Source organism: Deinococcus aetherius (assembly GCF_025997855.1).
GTDB lineage: Bacteria > Deinococcota > Deinococci > Deinococcales > Deinococcaceae > Deinococcus > Deinococcus aetherius.
On sequence record NZ_AP026560.1, the window covers coordinates 543,767 to 560,113 of the forward strand.

At 68.4% G+C, this 16,347-nt stretch carries 18 protein-coding genes and 1 pseudogene; 5 read left to right on the forward strand and 14 right to left on the reverse strand.

Annotated features, from left to right (window positions below; translation table 11 throughout):
- Positions 1-70: 70 nt before the first annotated feature.
- The 3 genes from clpX to DAETH_RS02900 all read right to left on the reverse strand — a co-directional run bounded on the left by clpX (position 71) and on the right by DAETH_RS02900 (position 3,931).
- The gene (clpX, locus tag DAETH_RS02890; RefSeq protein WP_264776433.1) at positions 71-1,285 is read right to left on the reverse strand and encodes an ATP-dependent Clp protease ATP-binding subunit ClpX; all 1,215 of its coding nucleotides are present in this window, start codon (positions 1,283-1,285) and stop codon (positions 71-73) included.
- Complete coding sequence (gene clpP, locus DAETH_RS02895) at positions 1,282-1,893, reverse strand: ATP-dependent Clp protease proteolytic subunit (RefSeq protein WP_264776434.1); 612 nt, start codon at positions 1,891-1,893, stop codon at positions 1,282-1,284. The genes clpX and clpP overlap by 4 nt, the downstream gene beginning before the upstream one ends.
- 349 nt (positions 1,894-2,242) lie before the next feature.
- The gene (locus DAETH_RS02900; RefSeq protein WP_264776435.1) at positions 2,243-3,931 is read right to left on the reverse strand and encodes a ribonuclease J; all 1,689 of its coding nucleotides are present in this window, start codon (positions 3,929-3,931) and stop codon (positions 2,243-2,245) included.
- A gap of 382 nt (positions 3,932-4,313) precedes the next feature.
- Here DAETH_RS02900 and DAETH_RS02905 point away from each other — a divergent pair, with 382 nt between their 5' ends.
- Both DAETH_RS02905 and DAETH_RS02910 read left to right on the forward strand, forming a co-directional pair.
- Positions 4,314-4,979 (forward strand): response regulator transcription factor, encoded by a 666-nt coding sequence (locus DAETH_RS02905; RefSeq protein WP_102125289.1) that lies wholly within the window; start codon positions 4,314-4,316, stop codon positions 4,977-4,979.
- A 182-nt stretch (positions 4,980-5,161) separates the two neighbouring features.
- A complete protein-coding gene (locus tag DAETH_RS02910) occupies positions 5,162-5,632 on the forward strand; it encodes a response regulator (protein ID WP_264776436.1) in 471 nt (156 codons plus the stop codon).
- 98 nt (positions 5,633-5,730) lie between these two features.
- Here the strand turns inward: DAETH_RS02910 and DAETH_RS02915 are convergent, their stop codons facing one another.
- The 7 genes from DAETH_RS02915 to DAETH_RS02945 form a co-directional block, all read right to left on the reverse strand.
- The gene (locus DAETH_RS02915; RefSeq protein ID WP_264776437.1) at positions 5,731-6,207 is read right to left on the reverse strand and encodes a hypothetical protein; all 477 of its coding nucleotides are present in this window, start codon (positions 6,205-6,207) and stop codon (positions 5,731-5,733) included.
- A gap of 121 nt (positions 6,208-6,328) precedes the next feature.
- On the reverse strand, positions 6,329-6,904 hold the full coding sequence (locus DAETH_RS02920) for an HD domain-containing protein (protein WP_264776438.1): 576 nt from the start codon (positions 6,902-6,904) through the stop codon (positions 6,329-6,331).
- A gap of 78 nt (positions 6,905-6,982) precedes the next feature.
- Positions 6,983-7,558: an HNH endonuclease gene (locus DAETH_RS02925; RefSeq protein ID WP_264776439.1), complete on the reverse strand. Its 576-nt coding sequence runs from the start codon at positions 7,556-7,558 to the stop codon at positions 6,983-6,985.
- 62 nt (positions 7,559-7,620) lie between these two features.
- Positions 7,621-8,298, reverse strand: coding sequence for a MarC family protein (locus DAETH_RS02930; protein WP_264776440.1), 678 nt, complete (start codon positions 8,296-8,298; stop codon positions 7,621-7,623).
- Between the two features lie 55 nt (positions 8,299-8,353).
- Complete coding sequence (locus DAETH_RS02935) at positions 8,354-9,010, reverse strand: hypothetical protein (RefSeq protein ID WP_264776441.1); 657 nt, start codon at positions 9,008-9,010, stop codon at positions 8,354-8,356.
- 9 nt (positions 9,011-9,019) lie between these two features.
- A complete protein-coding gene (locus DAETH_RS02940) occupies positions 9,020-11,731 on the reverse strand; it encodes a hypothetical protein (protein ID WP_264776442.1) in 2,712 nt (903 codons plus the stop codon).
- 193 nt (positions 11,732-11,924) lie between these two features.
- Positions 11,925-12,329, reverse strand: a complete 405-nt coding sequence (locus DAETH_RS02945) for a Fur family transcriptional regulator (RefSeq protein ID WP_264776443.1) — start codon at positions 12,327-12,329, stop codon at positions 11,925-11,927.
- A 207-nt stretch (positions 12,330-12,536) separates the two neighbouring features.
- Here DAETH_RS02945 and DAETH_RS02950 point away from each other — a divergent pair, with 207 nt between their 5' ends.
- The 3 genes from DAETH_RS02950 (at position 12,537) to DAETH_RS02960 (ending at position 15,015) form a co-directional block, all read left to right on the forward strand.
- Positions 12,537-13,472 carry a biotin--[acetyl-CoA-carboxylase] ligase gene (locus DAETH_RS02950; RefSeq protein ID WP_264776444.1) on the forward strand — a complete coding sequence of 312 codons (936 nt, stop codon included), beginning with the start codon at positions 12,537-12,539 and terminating at the stop codon, positions 13,470-13,472.
- Positions 13,469-14,053: a biotin transporter BioY gene (locus DAETH_RS02955; protein WP_264776445.1), complete on the forward strand. Its 585-nt coding sequence runs from the start codon at positions 13,469-13,471 to the stop codon at positions 14,051-14,053. Before DAETH_RS02950 ends, DAETH_RS02955 begins: the two co-directional genes overlap by 4 nt.
- Positions 14,054-14,193: 140 nt before the next feature.
- On the forward strand, positions 14,194-15,015 hold the full coding sequence (locus DAETH_RS02960) for a DUF2971 domain-containing protein (RefSeq protein WP_264776446.1): 822 nt from the start codon (positions 14,194-14,196) through the stop codon (positions 15,013-15,015).
- A gap of 177 nt (positions 15,016-15,192) precedes the next feature.
- Here the strand turns inward: DAETH_RS02960 and DAETH_RS02965 are convergent, their stop codons facing one another.
- From DAETH_RS02965 to DAETH_RS02975, 4 genes and pseudogenes are all read right to left on the reverse strand, one after another.
- Positions 15,193-15,408 carry a hypothetical protein gene (locus DAETH_RS02965; RefSeq protein WP_264776447.1) on the reverse strand — a complete coding sequence of 72 codons (216 nt, stop codon included), beginning with the start codon at positions 15,406-15,408 and terminating at the stop codon, positions 15,193-15,195.
- Between the two features lie 94 nt (positions 15,409-15,502).
- Positions 15,503-15,637 (reverse strand): annotated as a pseudogene (locus tag DAETH_RS24610) (AbrB/MazE/SpoVT family DNA-binding domain-containing protein); the annotation flags it as partial.
- Between the two features lie 31 nt (positions 15,638-15,668).
- Entirely contained in the window at positions 15,669-16,073 is a 405-nt protein-coding gene (locus DAETH_RS02970) for a PIN domain-containing protein (RefSeq protein WP_264776448.1), read from the reverse strand.
- Entirely contained in the window at positions 16,073-16,324 is a 252-nt protein-coding gene (locus DAETH_RS02975; protein ID WP_264776449.1) for a type II toxin-antitoxin system Phd/YefM family antitoxin, read from the reverse strand. The genes DAETH_RS02970 and DAETH_RS02975 overlap by 1 nt, the downstream gene beginning before the upstream one ends.
- Between the last annotated feature and the right edge of the window lie 23 nt (positions 16,325-16,347).

Consider the following 16,347-nt stretch of genomic DNA (forward strand, 5'->3'; position numbering starts at 1 on the left):
AAGACACCCCGCCCACGATGTCCCCAATTGTAAGGACGTGGGCGGGAGGTGGCTGTAACCTATCTCGCTTTTAAGCAGACTTCTTGAGTCCCTTAGACTCAATCAGGCTTAACGGGTGGTCGATGTTCCCCGCGTCGAAACGCAACTCGCGCAGCCCCTCGAGGGGCAGCTCGAAGAGCAGGTCGGTCATCGCCTTTTCCAGCACCGCCCGCAGCCCGCGCGCTCCCGTCTTGCGCTCCTTGGCACGGTGGGCGACCTCCCGCAGCGCTGCCTCGGTGAAGCTGAGGTCCACGTCCTGAAAACCGAAGAGGGCCTGGTACTGCTTGACGATGGCGCCCTGCGGCTCGGTGAGGATGCGCACGAGCGCGTCCTCGTCGAGGTCCTGAAGCTGCACGACGAGCGGCAGACGGCCCACGAACTCGGGAATCAGGCCGAACTTCACGAGGTCTTCGGGCAGGAAGCGCAGCTCTTCTTTTTCCTCGCCCTTGTGCTCGGCGCCGAAGCCCACCGCGCGGACGTTCGTGCGGGCGCGGGCAATCTCGCTCATGCTCTCGAAGGCGCCGCCCACGATGAACAGGATGTTCTTCGTGTTCACCTGCACGAGTTCCTGCTGCGGGTGCTTGCGGCCCCCCTGCGGAGGCACCTGCGCGACCGTGCCCTCGATGATCTTGAGGAGGGCCTGCTGCACGCCCTCGCCCGACACGTCACGGGTGATCGACGTGCCCTCCGACTTGCGCGCGATCTTGTCGATCTCGTCGATGTAGATGATCCCGCGCTCGGCGGCGGCCACGTCGTACTCGGCGGCCTGCAAGAGACGCACGATCACGTTCTCCACGTCGTCGCCGACGTACCCCGCCTCGGTGAGCGTGGTCGCGTCCGCGATGGCGAAGGGAACCTCCAGCATCTCCGCGAGGCTGGCAGCGAGCAGCGTCTTGCCCGTCCCCGTCGGCCCGATGAGCAAGATGTTGCTCTTCTGGAGGTTCACGTCGGGGTGCGCGAGGCGCTGGTAGTGGCTGACGACCGCGACCGCCAGCGCCTTTTTCGCCTCGTCCTGCCCGATCACGAACTCGTCGAGGTACGCCTTGATCTCCTTGGGGCTCGGCAGCTCCTCGAGGCTGAACTCGCTCCCCTTGGTCTTGTTCTGCTTGACGAGTTCGTGGGCCCGCTCGGTGCACTCGTTGCAGATGAAGGCGGCGCGGCCCGGCGCCTCGATCAGTTGCGCGATCTGGGGGTGCTGCCGTCCGCAGAAGGAGCAGCGGTCCCCGCCCACGCTGCGGCCCGTCACAGGGCGCCCTCGGTCACGCGGGTGTGCTCGATCACCGTGTCGATCAGGCCGTACTTCTGGGCTTCACCTGGCGACATGAAGTAGTCGCGTTCCATGTCGCGCAGCAGCTTCTCGTGCGGGAGATCGGTGTGGCGGTGGTAAATCTCGACCAGCTTGTCACGCAGGTGCAGCACCTCTTTGGCCTGCACTTCCAGATCCGGCGTGTTGCCCCGGAAGCCCGCCGAGCCCTGGTGGATCATGATCCGGCTGTTCGGAAGCGCCTGCCGCCGACCCTTATCCCCCGCCATGAGCAGCACCGAGCCCATGCTCATGGCGATCCCGACGCAGATGGTCGAGACCGGCGCTTTGATGTAGCGCATGGTGTCGTAGATCGCCAGTCCCGCGTACACCTCGCCACCCGGGCAGTTGATGTACATCTGGATTTCCTGCTCGGGGTTCTGACCATCCAGCAGCAGCAGCTGCGCCACGATGGTGTTCGCCATCAGGGAGTCGATGGGCGTGCCCACAAAGATGATCCGGTCCTTGAGGAGGCGCGAGTAGATGTCGTACATCCGCTCGCCCCGACCGGTCTGCTCGATCACATACGGGATCACGCTCATGGGCGGCATTATCGCACGGGGTTGCCGGTGGAAGGTAGGCAAGGCTGCGCTGGGGGGAGAGGGGGGCTGTGCTGGGGGGCGGCTGAACGGTCTTGGAGAGGTGAGCACCAAAAGTTCCTCCCCCTTGAGGGGGGAGGTTAGGAGGGGGTGGGCAGGCATAGCGTCCCAAGGCCAGTTGGAATGTCCAGGCAGCCCTCTTCCCGCTGCGCCGCAGGTCGTCTGCGGTTCACCCCCTCCCGGCCTCCCCCCTCAAGGGGGACTCGCAGAGCTGCGCAGCAGAGGAGTAAAGAGCCCGTCCACCAGGCCAAAAGCAGAGGGCCGGAGCTTCCCTCACCCCGGCCCCTCCTCTCTGTCCTGCTCAGTCCACGATCATCGGGATCAGGACCGGGTTGCGGCCCGTCACCTTGCGGACGAAGCGCCGCACCGCGCCGTACATGTCGTCTCTCACGTCCTCCAGCCGCTTCTTCTCGCGCACGCCGCCCTCGATGGCCTCCAGGGCGACCTTGCGGATCTGGTTGTCGAGGTCGCGGTTGGCGCGCACGAAGCCGCGCGAGACGATCTCGACGTGGGGGGAGGGGTGCAGCACGGCGGTCATGATCAGGATGCCCTCCTGGCTCATGCTCACCCGGTCGAGCAAAATCTCGTCGCTGATGTCGCCCACGCCCAGGCCGTCCACGTACACGGCGCCCGCAGGCACGGTGCCCGTGACCTTGAACTCGTCCGGCCCGAGCCGCACCACGTCCCCGTTCTTGGCGATCAGGGTGCGCTTGGGCGGGCGGGGGAGGGTCTGCGCCAGCCGCGCGTGGTTGATCTGGTGGCGGGGCTCGCCGTGCCAGGGCAGGAAGAACTTGGGCCGAGAGAGGTTGAGGATGGTCGCCAGCTCCTCCTGTGAGCCGTGCCCGGAGGCGTGGACCCGGTAGGTCGGTGGGTAGTACACGTCCACCCCGATCTCGTACAGGCGGTTGATGACGAGGTTGACGGCCTCCTCGTTGCCGGGGATCGGGTTGCTGCTCAGGATCACCGAGTCGCCCCGCCGCAGCGCGATCTTGGCGTGGGTGCCGAAGGCGAGGCGCGACAGCACGCTCATGGGCTGGCCCTGCGAGCCGGTGCAGAGGTACAAGACCTGCTGGTCCTGAAGCTCGCCGACCTCCTCGTTCGTGAGGAAGGGGTCGGGCGTCTCCAGGTGGCCGAGGGCCTGGGCGACCTGGGCGTACTTCAGCATCGAACGTCCCTCCATGACCACCCGGCGGCCCTGGCGGTGGGCGATGTGGAGGATGTTCTGGATGCGGTTGACCTGCGAGGCGAAGGTCGTCAGGAAGACCCGGCCCCGGCAGTTCGCGATGACTTCCTCGATGTTCTTCGCCACCTCGGCCTCGCTCGGCGTGCGGCCCGGGCGCTCGGCGTTGGTGGAGTCGCTGATGAGGAGGAGGACGCCGTCTTTGCCCGCCTGCTCGATGCGCGGCAGGTCGCTGAGCAGGCCGTCGCTCGGGTGCTCGTCGAGCTTGAAGTCGCCGGTGTGGAGCACCCGACCGACGGGGGTGGTCAGGATGTACCCCGCGTTGTCGGGGATCGAGTGGGTCATACGGATGAATTCGACGTGGAAGTGCTTGCCGATGCGGACCTTGTCGTTCAGGCCCACCTCGCGCAGGTCCACGTCGCCGTCCTTGACCCCGAACTCGGCGAGCTTCTCGCGCACGAGGCCGAGGGTGAGGGGGGCGCCGTACACGGGCACGCGCGGCAGCCGGGGGAGGATGTACGGCAGGCCGCCGATGTGGTCCTCGTGGCCGTGGGTCAGAATCCAGCCCTTGATCAGCGCGGCGTTCTGCTGGAGGTAGTCGATGCGCGGGATGATCAGGTCGATGCCCATCTGGTGCGCGTCGGGGAAAGCGAGGCCGCCGTCCACCACCATGATCTCGTCGTCGTAGCGGTACGCGAAGATGTTCTTGCCGATCTCACCCATGCCGCCGAGCGGGATGACTTCGAGGTGGGTCTCACCCTGTTCAGGCCCGGGCTGGGGATTCCGGGAGGTTTTCTCTGGGTTGGTCATGTGGGTCTATGCTCCGGCGCACGGTCGCCTCCTGCCCCTGGTCGGGCCCTTCTTCGTTGGGGAGGATGTTCCGCTGGGAAGTTCCGTTGGGAAAAGGGGGCGGGTGCGGTTTTGAATGATGCGGCCACGCGGGAGGGCGCGGCCCGGGAAAGACGGATTGTGTCGCCCAGCTCGCAGGGAGCCACGGCGCAGTGGGCACAGCCTAGCACAGGGGTCCGCGCCGCCGCTGCCCCCGAGGAACGATTGGGGAGACCCGCGAAAGCGACACGCCTGGGGAAAGAGGCCGCCGGGAAGACGCTCCAGCAGGGCGTTTTCCTGCCCCAACCTTGGGGCCTGCGCGTCTGTGGCGTGAAGTGCGGGTGAAGGCGGGTATCATGAACGCGTGAGCGCCCAACGGATTCTCGTGATCGAGGACGACCTCGACATCGCCAACGTGCTGCGGATGGACCTGAACGACGCCGGGTACGGGGTCGAACATGCCGACTCCGCCATGAACGGGTTGATCAGGGCCCGCGAGGATCATCCCGACCTGATCCTGCTCGACCTCGGCCTGCCCGACTTCGACGGCGGCGACGTGGTCCAGCGGCTGCGCAAGAACAGCGCCGTGCCCATCATCGTCCTGACCGCCCGCGACACCGTGGACGAGAAGGTCCGGCTCCTCGGGCTCGGGGCCGACGACTACCTGATCAAGCCCTTCCACCCCGACGAGCTTCTCGCCCGCGTCAAGGTCCAGCTTCGCCAGCGCACCACCGAGAGCCTGAGCATGGGGGACCTCACCCTCGACCCGCAAAAGAGGTTGGTGACCTACAAGGGCGAGGAGTTGCGGCTCTCGCCCAAGGAGTTCGACATCCTCGCCCTGCTGATCCGCCAGCCGGGCCGGGTCTACTCCCGGCAGGAGATCGGTCAGGAGATCTGGCAGGGCCGCCTGCCCGAGGGCAGCAACGTGGTGGACGTGCATATGGCGAACCTGCGCGCCAAGCTGCGCGACCTCGACGGCTACGGCCTGCTGCGGACCGTGCGCGGCGTCGGGTATGCCCTGCGCGGGTAAGGGGACGCCCCGCGCGGACGTCTGGAACTTCACATTCGTGTGCCTGGTGACGGCAGTGTCATCGTTCCTGAGTATCATGAAGCCGTGTTGACGATGTTTGGGGGCAGGCGGCGTCCCGGGGGAAGCGCGGAGAACCGTGCCGGAGGGTCGCCAGCCGTCCTGTTTTGTGCCGGGGGTCGCACGTGACCTCCCCGCATGCGGCCGAGGCCGGTCCCCCCGCCCGGCCCAGAATCGAAATCCTGCTGGTGGAGGACAGCGAGCCCGACGTGCTGCTGACCCAGGAGGCCTTCGAGGGCGCGCGGGTGCCCAACCAGGTGCATGTCGTGCGCGACGGGGTCGAGGCCCTGCGCTTCCTGCGCCGCGAGGGCGAGTACGCCTCCTCCCCGCGCCCCGACGTGATCTTGCTCGACATCAACATGCCGCGCAAGAACGGGTTGGAGGTGCTCGGCGAGATCAAGGCGGACCCTGCTCTCGGCAGCATCCCGGTCGTGATGCTCACCACCAGCCAGGCGGAGGAGGACGTGCGCAACTCCTACGCGCAGCACGCGAGCGGTTACGTGGTCAAGCCGGTCGGCTTCGAGAACTTCCTGAATGCCATTCGCGCCTTCGAGGACTTCTGGATGACCTTCGTGCGCTTCCCGCCCCGCGCGTAGGGTGGTCACCGCTCCCCCGCCGTGCCCTCAGGGCAAAGAGATGTCCCCCGACCGCCAGAGGCCGGGGGACAGTTTTGAACGGAGCTGAACGGGGGGCGTCAGCGGCGGTCGCTGGTGCCGGTGTAGCTCGTGCCGGCCGTCGTGGTCGTGGTCACGACGCGCTCGGGGCGACGGTTGCGGCCCGCCAGCCCGAGGAGGCCCAGCAACCCGAGCAGGCCCCAGGGGAACTCGCGGGTGTCGGCCGTGCCGTTGTTGTTGGTGTCGACCACACCGTCGCCGTTGGGATCCACCGCGTTGCTCACGCTCTCGGTGGCGTTGTCCACGGCGTTGCCTGCTGCGTCCGTCGCGTTGTCCACGGCCGTGCCCGTCGCGGCGGCGGCGTCTTGAACCGCGTCGCCCGCAGCGGAGGCGGCATTGTCCACGGCCTCGCCCGCCTGCTCGGCGGCGCCGTCTCCCGCGTCGGTGCCGGTCGAGGTGCTCGTGTCCTGCACCTGCACGTAGGTGGGGTTCGGCGCGGCGGCGAGGGCGGTGGGGGCAGCGAAGATCAGGGTGAGCGTCAGCAGGGTCTTGTTCATGGAAGTCTCCTTGGGTGTACCGTCCGGGAGGCAGCTTGCGCAGCCGCCTTGCAGTGCACCACATGCTGAGGGACCCACCCCGGGTGCGGCTGAGCCCCGCCTCCATAAGTTCTTTAGACGCTCAGGGCGTCACTTCCGCTCCGGAACTCGCGGACGCCACGTCCGGCCCCAGTTCCTGCACCGCCCGCAGGACGTTGCCGAGGTGAGTGTCCAGGTCCACGCCGAGTTCCCGCGCCCCCTGTTCCACCTCCTCGCGGTTGACGCCCGCCGCGAAGGCGCGGTTGCGGAACCTCTTTTTCAGACTGCTCAGTTCGACCGCCCGCACGTCCCTGTCGGGGCGGATCAGGGCCGCCGCCTGCACCAGCCCGGTGAGTTCGTCCACGGCGAAGAGGGTTTTCGCCAGCCGTGTCTCGCGCGGGGTGCCGGTGTACGTCGCGTGACCCAGGATCGCCTCCAGAACCTCGGGCGGCGTGTCGGTGTGGTCACGCAGGAAGGCGACGCCCCAGGTCGGATGCTCCCCCGGGTGCGCCTCGTAGTCGAAGTCGTGGAGCAGGCCCGTCACCGCGTAGAGGTCCTCGTCCTCGCCCCAGTGGCGGGCGTACCAGCGCATCGCGGCCTCCACGTTGAGCATGTGTCGCCGCAGGGATTCGGAGGGGGTGTGTTCCAGCATCAGGGCGTAGGCCTGCTCGCGGTTCATGCCGCAGTCTAGGGGGTGAGCGGCATGAAAAGAGGGGCGGGCACCTCTTCCCGCCCGCCCCTTCTGCGTCCCACAGGCTCAGCCCCGGTCGTGGATGTACTTGGCCCACTCGTCTTGCCAGTGGGCGAACTGGCCGTGGGCGTACACGCCGAAGGTGGGGGCGCGGGGGCGGGTGCGCAGCGGCATTCCGGCCTCGTCGGGGGTGCGGTTGCCCTTGCGCTGGTTGCAGCCCCGGCAGGCGGTGACCACGTTCTCCCAGCCGTGGCGCCCGCCGCGCGAGCGGGGCAGGACGTGGTCGAGGGTGAGGTCTTCCGGCGCCCCGCAGTACTGGCAGGCGAAGGTGTCGCGCCTGAGGACGTTGCGGCGGTTGAAGGGGACCGGGTGGACGCGCGGGCGGCGGACGTAGCGCCGCAGCCGGATCACGCTGGGCACCCGCAGCACCGTGGACGGGGAGCGCACCACGTCGTCGCTCGCCTCCAGCACCTCGGCGACCCCGTACTGGACGAGCGTGATCGCGCGCTTGGCGCTCGTCACGTGCAGGGGCTCGTACGACGCGTTCAGGACAAGGACACGTGGGGCGTTCAGGTCCGCCGCCACGCGCATCCCGCGCGCCTCCTCTCTGGTCACGCTCGTTCCGGGGTTCACGCCGCGCATTCTAGAGCGCCGCCGTGAAGGGAATGTTGCGCCGAGTGGCTTAGAAAGCCGTAAGACCGAGCTTACCCGCGCGCCCCCAGCCCCGCCAGCGCCCGCCCCGCCTCCCCCCGCACGAACTCCAGCGCCCCGTCCGCCACGTACTGCACGGCGAGCGCGCCCAGCAGCACGCCGAGCACCCGCGTCACCACATGCACGCCCGTCAGACCGATCACCCGCGCGATCTGACCGCTCAGGCGCAGCGCGAGGTAACACAGCAGCAAGACTCCGAACGTAACGAACAAGACCGCCGCGAGCAGGGGCACGCTGCCGTGGGCGTCCCCGGCGAGGATCATGATGCTCGCCAGGGTGCCCGGCCCCGCGATGAGCGGGATGGCGAGGGGGAAGACGCTGATGTCGGGGCGGTCCTGCGCCTCGCGCTCCTCGTCGGGGTTCTCGCGGCTGCCGCTGGGGCGGGCGAACACCATGTCGAGAGCGATGAGAAAGAGCAGGATGCCCCCCGCCACCCGGAAGGCGCTGAGGCTGATTCCCAGGTGCTCCAGCAGCGCCCGCCCGAACAGCGCGAAGGCGAGGATGATCCCGCCCGCCACCAGCGTCGCCTTGACCGCCACCCGCCGCCGCTCGAAGCTCGGGCGGTTCCCGGCCAGCCCCAGGAAGATGGGCGCCAGGCCGACGGGGTCCATGACCACCAGCATGGTGAGGAAGGTCTGGAGGCTGAGGCTGGAGAGTTCGGCCACGTTCACACCAGTCAGCCTACCCGCTCCCCCGCCCCCAGGCCTTCCCGGAAGTCCCCTGCCCTCAGCGCAGGACGTTCACCGTCAGCACGCCGTCCGCCGTGTACGTCTGCCCGCCGCGCTTCTGGGTGGCCCGCACCCCCACCGTGTAGGTGTTCGGCGGCGTGCCCGGGGCCACTGCCAGACGCAGCGGCACGCTCTCGCCCGCCTGCGCCTGGCGGTCGGGCAGGGTGAGGGTGATCCCCGGCGCACTGCTCTGGGTGCTCAGCCGGAACTCGCCGGGGTGCGTCTGCCGGGTGTAGCCGCCCACCCGCGCGGTGAAGTCGAGTGTTTTCCCGGCCCGCACGTTGAGTTCGGAAACCGACTTGCCACCCGAGGCCGGGGTGACCACCACATAGCCGCCCGCGCACCCGGTCCCGCGCAGCACCCCGATGTCCCGCGCCCCCACCGCCAGCGCCGGGAGGAAGGACGCCACCACCAGCCCCAGCCCCAGGGCCACCCGCCGGGGCCGCGCCCAGTTCGACGCGGTGAAGGCGAGGCCCCCCGGCCCCAGCAGCAGCGGCGCGAGCAGGGCCAGGGTGGTCCGCCCCTCGCACGGCCCAGAGAGCAGCGCGAGCCCGGCTGCCCGCACGAGCAGGAACACCCCGACGCCGAGCCCCCACCCCAGCAGGAAGGCGGCCAGGGGAGACGAGGGCCAGGCGCGGCGGGCGGACGCGATCATGCGGGCAGGCTAGCGCGGGGGCGGGGGGACAAAGGGGCCCTCCTCCCCGGGTCCGGGCCGCCCACCCCCGGGCCGGGGCGCCAGGATCGCCACCGCGAGCAGGCTCAGCCCGGTGACGAGCACGGCGACGCCCACCCCCGCGCCGGGGTTTTCCATCGCGGGCGCGTCGAGCAGGGCTCCCTTGAGCCCCCCCGCCACGACGAGCGTGAGGCCGGTGTCCCAGAGGGGACGGGCCTCTTCGTCCGTCCCCTGCCGCGCCGCCCGGTGTGTTCCCACACAGGCCCACAGGCCGACCCCCAGCACCGCGAGGCTGGAGATAGCCAGCCAGGGCCGCAGGGCCTCCACCGACGGGTCCAGCCTCGCCCCGAGGGAGAGCAGGCCCACGAGGAGCAGTGCGGCCAACCAGAGGGCCCGGACGTGGGGCCGCTGGGGCGCGGCGGTGCTCTGGACGAATCCCCTCAATGTCCGTAGACCGCCCGCCGTGCGGGTGAGGGACCACACGACACCGAGGAGGAGGACGCCCGGGGCCGGAACCGGGGAGGTCCCCCTCCACACCCCGTCCGCCAGCGCCACGAGCGCGGCGAACAGGCCCAGGCCGAGCCCCACGTCCAGCCGCCCCCACCCCCACACGAGGCGCAGCGGCACCGTCAGCGCCGCCGCGAGGGCCAGCGCCCCCGGCACGCCGAGCGCGGGGAGCCACGTCACGCAGGTCACGCCCAGCGCGAGCGCGAGCAGGACGAGCCCGGTGAGTTCGGCGGCCCGGCGCGCCTCCCCACCCCGCCCCGCTGTGCCCAGGAGACTGCCCGCCGAGACGAGGGCCACGAGGCAGGCGGCCAGCGTGGCCCCACCCGCGCCGTCCGCCGTCACGAGAAGCAGCAGGGCGCCCAGGGCGGCTCCGGGGGCCAGGGCCCAGAAGATCGTCGTCCGCAAGGCGTCGGTCGTTTCCCCGCCCGCCCGCCGCCACCACAGCCCCCCGGCGAGCGCCGCCGAGGCGGGCGCCAGGAGTTCCACTCCGCCCGGTTGAAGTGCCGCCACGAGCAGGACGCTGCATCCCCCGGCGAGGAGCGGGGCCGTGAGCCCAGAAACGGGAGGCGTACCGGGAGCCTCCGGGGCCATCTCTCGACGCGGGGCGTTCGCCCAGGGGTCCCGCGCGACCCGCAGCGCCCCCAGAAGTCCCACCACCGCCGGGACCGCGCCCAGGAGGGCCGCGTGCCAGGCACTGTCCAGCCCCATCCCAGACACGCTCGCGCCCCACAGGGCACTCAGCCCCAGGCCCAGGGCCCCGGCCGTCAGCCAGCTCCGGCTGCGGGCGCTCAGGCCCACGAGGAGCAGGGCGAGCGCGACCCCGCTCAGGGCGGCGGGTTGAGTCCTCGCCCCCAGGAGGCCGAGCACCGCCGCCCCCGCGACCCCCGTGGCGGCGGCGGTCAGGCTGCCCGCGACCGTGCCCACCAGCAAGGCGCCCGCCTCTTCCGCCGAGTCGCCCAACCTTTGTTTCCAGGCGTGACGGGCGCCCAGCGCGAGGGGAACCAGCGGGGCGAGGGCGAGTCCCAGGACGAGGAGGTCTTTGTGTCCCCGGGCCGAGAGCGCCGTCCCCACGGCGGCGGCCACGAGCACCTGGGGGCCCAGGACGGCCCACGCCGCGAGGGCGGGCACCGGGCCTCCCACCTCCCCCCGCTCCCGCCGCCCGAGCAGGGCCAGGGCCGGGGCGAGCGCGAGCACGCCGAAGGCCAGCCAGGCGAGCAGACTGGGGACGGCTCCGCCGGAGAGCGCCAGCACTTCCTGCGCGAACCTCCCCTCCCGCTCGAACAGCAGCGCCGGGTCCGCGTGGCTCGCCGACGCGACGGCCCAGCCCCCTGGCACGAGCCCGGCGGCCCCCAGGGTGAGCGCGAGAGCAGTTCGGGGCGGATGCGCCGGTTCCTCGGCGGGGTCTCCCTGCGCCTCCCGGGCCTGGGCGCTTCCCTGTGAGACGGCCACCCCCGCGAGCAGTAGCACCGCCCCCGCCGCCGGGATGGACGCCTGCCCGAGGTCGTCCGTCAGCATCCAGGTCGAGAGGCCCGCGCCGAAGACCGCCAGCGCGCCGAGCAGGGGTTCACCCCGCCGCAGCCCGTCCCACAGCAGCCCGGCGCTGAGCGAGAGCAGCCCCGCCAGCACCACGCCCGGTCCCCAGGCGTCCGGCAGGGCCTGCGCGACACTGCCGAGGCCCAGCGCCATCACCCCGTACCCCAGCCCGCGCAGCGCCCCCGACACCGGCCACGGCACCCGTCGCGCATTCAGGTACAGCAACGCCCCGAAGGCGAACACCGCGAGCAGCCGGGTCCACCCCGGTGCCCCCAATTCTCGCAGGGTAAAGGCCAGCCCACCCAGCACGAGCACCCCGCCGATCACGCTGATCCGCGCCCGGCTGTAGATAGGGTCCCACAGGGAAGGTCCGCGTGGCCGGGCCGGGGAAGGTCCCACCGAGGCGGGCACGTCCTCGGGCCAGACTGGGGGAGGGGGGGCGGTGTCTTCTGCCGGAATGGGTGTCGTCACGGCGAGGTCGGCCCGGGTAGGCTCAGGGGACGGCCCCCGCAGCTGCGCCAGTTCCGCCCGCAAGGCTTCCTGTCCCTCCCGCAGCCGCCGCAACTCTGCACGGGCCTCGTCCGCCCGCCGTTCCAGCCGGGCCGCGCGGACGAGCGCCCAGAGGGCGAGCAGCCCCGCCAGCACCACCGCGAGGGTCGTCACGCCTCCCGCCCCACCTTCCGCCCATGCCCCGCCGAGACCCCGGTGTCTCCCATGCCCTGCCCCCTTCGCGCGGTGTTGCCCTGGTGTGGATGTTCAGGGCCACGGTACTTCGTCCACCTTCCCGGTCGTGGACGGTGGGGACGCGGAACAAGAAAACCCCGCCGCGAGGGACGGGGCAGGTGGGGAGATGAGTTCAGCTCTCAGCGTTCGGCTGGGGCGTGCAGTCGGGGCACAGGCCCATGAATTCGAGCCTGACCTCGGTGACCTGGAAGCCGGGCGGGAGGGCCGCTACCGGGATGCACGGCATCGCCTCGGCATCCACGTCGAAGATCGCGCCGCACCCCCGGCAGACCGCGTGGTGGTGGTCCTCGCCCTCGTGCCTGTAGTCGTAGCGGGTGGCCTGCCCCGCGCGCTCGATGGTCAAGACCACCCCGTCGCGCACCAGCGCGTCGAGCGTGCGGTACACGGTCCCCAGGCTGACGTGCGGCAAGCGCCCCCGCACCTGCCCGTGAATCCAGGCCGCGTCCGGGTGCTCCCGAGACGCCCGAAGCACCTCGATCACCGCCTGCCGCTGCCGGGTTTGCCGCACCATCGTCATGCCCGGAGGATAGCAAAAGGGGTGACGTGGGCCTGACGCGAGCGTCACGGTTGGAAGGGTGAGTGGGAAGTGGTCAGTGGTGAGTGGGATGGAACGGCGAAAGCCTTTGCTCCCTGCATCTTTTTCCACTTACCGCTTCCCACTGACCACTGACGGGCGCTGAGCGCCCATTGCCTTCGTTCACCCTTTCCCCGCATAGTGCTGAACGTGCCCGCCCGCCTGTTGCCGCTGCTCACCGATCAACCCCAGTCGGGGGATGTGCTGGGGGCACGTCTGGGCGTGGGCCGTGTCACGGTGAACACCCTGGTGCGGCGGCTCGCGGAAGACGGCGTGCCCGTCGTCACCACGCGGGGCGGGTACGCGCTGGAGCCGGGCACGCCCGCACCGCAGCTTGTGACCGTCACGGGCACCCTCGGGCGCGCGATGCGTTACGTGGGCACGGTCGGCAGCACGCAGGACGAGGTGCGGGCGTGGGCGGACGATTCGCGGGACCCCGCTCCGCACGGCGCAGTCGTCGTTGCGGAACGGCAGACCGCCGGGCGGGGAAGACGGGGGCGGGCCTGGGACACGACGCACGGGACGCTGGTCTTCAGCGTCTTGCTGGACGGTCCCCTGCCCCTCCCCGACCTCGCTCTCATGCCGCTGGCGGCGGGCGTTGCACTCCAAGCGGCGTGCGGCGTCGGCGGGCTGAAGTGGCCCAACGACCTGCTCTCTGCTGATGGCCGCAAACTCGCGGGCATCCTGCTCGAAGCCGACCTGCGGGGCGAGGAGGCCCGCCGCGCCGTCCTGGGCATCGGCGTCAACGTCACCGCCGCGCCGCCTGGAGCCGCCCATCTCGCCGAATTCGCTCCCGGCGTCACCCGCGCCGCCCTCCTCGCCCGCGTCCTCGCCGAGCTGGAACGCTGGCTCGCCGCGCCGCCTGCTGACGTACTGGAGGCGTGGCGGGGCGTAAGCGTCACCCTCGGGCGGGAGGTGCGGGTCGTGACCGGACGCGGCGAGATCACCGGGACCGCCGTGGACCTCGACGCGCAGGGGGGCCTCGTCATCCGTCCGCCCGGCGGCCCCCCCGTCACCGTCCACGCGGGCGACGTTCGGCTTGTCGGCACTCTCACCCCACCCCACTCACCGGAGGAACAGCCATGACCCGAGCCGCATCTGCCTACCCCACCCTCTCCCGCACGCTCGCCCCCGCCCACGGCCTGACCCGTGACCTCTTGCTGATCCTCGGCGGCGCGGCCCTCGTCGCCCTCGTCGCGCAGGTCGAGGTTCCGCTGAAGCCCGTGCCCGTCACCCTCCAGACGCTCGCCGTGCTGCTCGTCGGCGCCGCGCTGGGCTGGAAGCGGGGCGCGGCGAGCCTGACCACGTACCTCCTCGCCGGGGCGGCGGGCCTGCCCGTGTTCGCGGGGGGCAGCGCGGGCCTCGCCAAGTTCGCGGGGCCCACGGGCGGCTACCTGCTGAGCTACGTGTTCGCCGCCGCCCTGGTCGGCTGGCTGGTGGAGCGGTACGCCCTGGACCGCACCGTGCGCGGCACCGCCCTCGCCATGCTGGCGGGCAGCGTGGTGATCTACGCCTTCGGTCTGCCCTGGCTCGGCGCCACCACCGGCCTGAAGGGTCAGGCCCTCCTGAACGCGGGCCTCACGCCCTTCCTCCTCGGCGACGCCCTGAAACTCGGCCTCGCCGCCCTGCTGCTGCCGACGGCGTGGGCGTGGGCGCAAAAAAAGTAGCGTGGCAGGCGTCAAGCAGCCTAAGAAAGGATGGTTTATAATGGAGCGTGTATAAGTCAGAGCCTAGTTACGGGGAACTACTTTTGCCAAATACAAAGGTATGGCGTTACATCAATTTGCCCACTTTAATTTCTATGTTTATGACGAGGACGCTCTTTTTTCGTCGCGTTGACCGGTTTCAAGACCGTTTTGAAGGGTCAACCCCAATGGCGAATATTGCTGAACGGGTGAAAATTGTAGAGAAACCGCCTGAGGGTTTCATGGATTTTGTAGCCAGATCGAACGATGCTTTCAAAGAAATAATAGAGGGCTTTGAAACTAAAGGTTTGCCGCCAGGTACTCCGCCTCAAGTCCTCGCTGCACTGCGTTATATGTTGAGTCAGTCTCAACAACGGACTGAAAGTGAAATTAAGGAGGCTATCCAACGTGGTCACTTGGAGATAGCTCGCACATATCAAGAGCTTCGCAAATACACCTACATTAATTGTTGGCATATAAGCGAGGACGAATCTGCGTCTATGTGGTCGCAGTATGCAGGTCTTGGTACGAGTTTCGCAATACAAACCACTTATGAAGATCTAATAAAAAGTTTCGGCGGGGTAGAGGAGGATATTATTATATCTAAAGTTCAATATGGGAACTTTCTCCAAGGAGTCTTCTCTATTCCTGAGGGGGACCACTACAGAAGGTTTTTCTTAAAAGATGTCAGTTTTTCGCATGAAAATGAGTTGAGGTGCTTATATAGAGACCCAAGATACTCTCTGCTTCAAAGTCATGAGAGAGAACCCTTGGCCTCTATTGGTATATCTATTCCCACCAATATCGAGAATTTGATTCAGAAAATATACTTTGCTCCTTATGGACAACAATGGGAATATGATATTGCTTCAGATATAATACGAAAGTATGGAATTTCTAGGGAGTTGCTTATATCAAGGCTTGACCACACTCCTTACTATTGAAATAGCACTCTAGAGTAACCCCCACCTTCACTCGGGTGGGGGCTTTTTCTCCGTGTGGGTTGTGGGTGCGCTCCCGTGCGGAGGCCCCACCCGAAGTCTGAGCCCAGTGTGCGCGGGGGGCGGGGGCGGGGGCATCGGCCAAAAGGGGGAGGCGGGGGTAGGCGGGATGGCGGGAGGCTAGAGGTCGGGGTCGGGTGGCGTGTCTTGAATGCGGTCGAGCTTGAATTCCTCGTCGCGGGGCATCTCCTTGAATGCGGACATGGCATTGACGAAGGGTTCAGCCGGAGGCTGCGAGTTGTCGCTCTCGATCCCCGGTTCCGGGGCCAATTCGCTGACTCTGACCACTCGCGCTCCCGGCCCGCTTCGCAGGATGCAGAGTTCTTCGTCGCTCATGCCGCGTTTCGCGCAGCCATTGCTCGGTGGTTTCTCCGTCCGTAAGTGGAATGGCACCGACCCACGCCAAGAAGGGGTTGTCCTCCTGCCGCTTGGGACGAAGGTGGACGCCTTGGTCGTCCAACACAAACTCAATCTCGTCACCCTGGCCGACGCCGAGCCGTTCGCACAGCTCGGGGGGCAGAATGATCTCTCCTTCACAACCGATGGTCGCCGTGAAAGTTTGCATGGCCTACCTCATGGAGAGGGTGGATGGAGGATCAAGGCCGCCACCAATCCTCCACAGTCAGGTCGGGAACGCGCTCGAATTCTGCCGTGTTGTGGGTCACCAGCGTCAGGTGGCGGGCGAGGGCCACCCCCGCAAGTTGGGTGTCAAAAGGGCCGATAGGTTTGCCCAACCCTGCGAGGTAGGCGCGAACGCGCGCTGTAAACGCCGCGTCACGTGAATCGTAGGGCAGCACGTGGAGGTCACCGAGCAGCGCCGTCCAGACCCCACCGAACTTCTCTCGGGCGGCAGGCTTGCGCTCAAAGCCATATTCGACTTCCATCACGGTGACCGTACTGATGGCGAGAGAGGTAGGTGAGACCTTTCGGAATCGGGCAACGACCGGCGGTTGTCGTTTCAAAATGTCACTGACTGTATTTGTGTCCAGCAAGTACCGCATCAGAACAGGTCACGCTCTGGGGCAGGGAGAACATCGCTCCGGTCGATCTCAAAGGCGTCAGGGTCATATTCACCACTATCGAGAAACCTTTGGACCTCAGGGCTCCACTCAGTCCGTTCGCCGTAGCTGAGGGGCACGAGCTTGACGGCAGGCTTTCCGTTGCGGGCGATAATCACGACCTCACCGTTCTCCACGGCATCTACGAGCTTGCTGAACTGATTTTTGGCCTCGTACAGATTGATGGTTTGCATGGCCTACACCTCCTGGCCTAGCT

Coding starts and splice junctions, on each gene's coding strand:
- clpP (WP_264776434.1), bottom strand. CDS start 1,893: ATGCCGCCCATGAGCGTGATCCCGTATGTGATCGAGCAGACCGGTCGG.
- DAETH_RS02900 (WP_264776435.1), bottom strand. CDS start 3,931: ATGACCAACCCAGAGAAAACCTCCCGGAATCCCCAGCCCGGGCCTGAA.
- DAETH_RS02915 (WP_264776437.1), bottom strand. CDS start 6,207: ATGAACAAGACCCTGCTGACGCTCACCCTGATCTTCGCTGCCCCCACC.
- DAETH_RS02920 (WP_264776438.1), bottom strand. CDS start 6,904: ATGAACCGCGAGCAGGCCTACGCCCTGATGCTGGAACACACCCCCTCC.
- DAETH_RS02925 (WP_264776439.1), bottom strand. CDS start 7,558: ATGCGCGGCGTGAACCCCGGAACGAGCGTGACCAGAGAGGAGGCGCGC.
- DAETH_RS02935 (WP_264776441.1), bottom strand. CDS start 9,010: ATGATCGCGTCCGCCCGCCGCGCCTGGCCCTCGTCTCCCCTGGCCGCC.
- DAETH_RS02945 (WP_264776443.1), bottom strand. CDS start 12,329: ATGACGATGGTGCGGCAAACCCGGCAGCGGCAGGCGGTGATCGAGGTG.
- DAETH_RS02955 (WP_264776445.1), top strand. CDS start 13,469: ATGACCCGAGCCGCATCTGCCTACCCCACCCTCTCCCGCACGCTCGCC.
- DAETH_RS02960 (WP_264776446.1), top strand. CDS start 14,194: ATGACGAGGACGCTCTTTTTTCGTCGCGTTGACCGGTTTCAAGACCGT.
- DAETH_RS02965 (WP_264776447.1), bottom strand. CDS start 15,408: ATGAGCGACGAAGAACTCTGCATCCTGCGAAGCGGGCCGGGAGCGCGA.
- DAETH_RS02970 (WP_264776448.1), bottom strand. CDS start 16,073: ATGCGGTACTTGCTGGACACAAATACAGTCAGTGACATTTTGAAACGA.
- DAETH_RS02975 (WP_264776449.1), bottom strand. CDS start 16,324: ATGCAAACCATCAATCTGTACGAGGCCAAAAATCAGTTCAGCAAGCTC.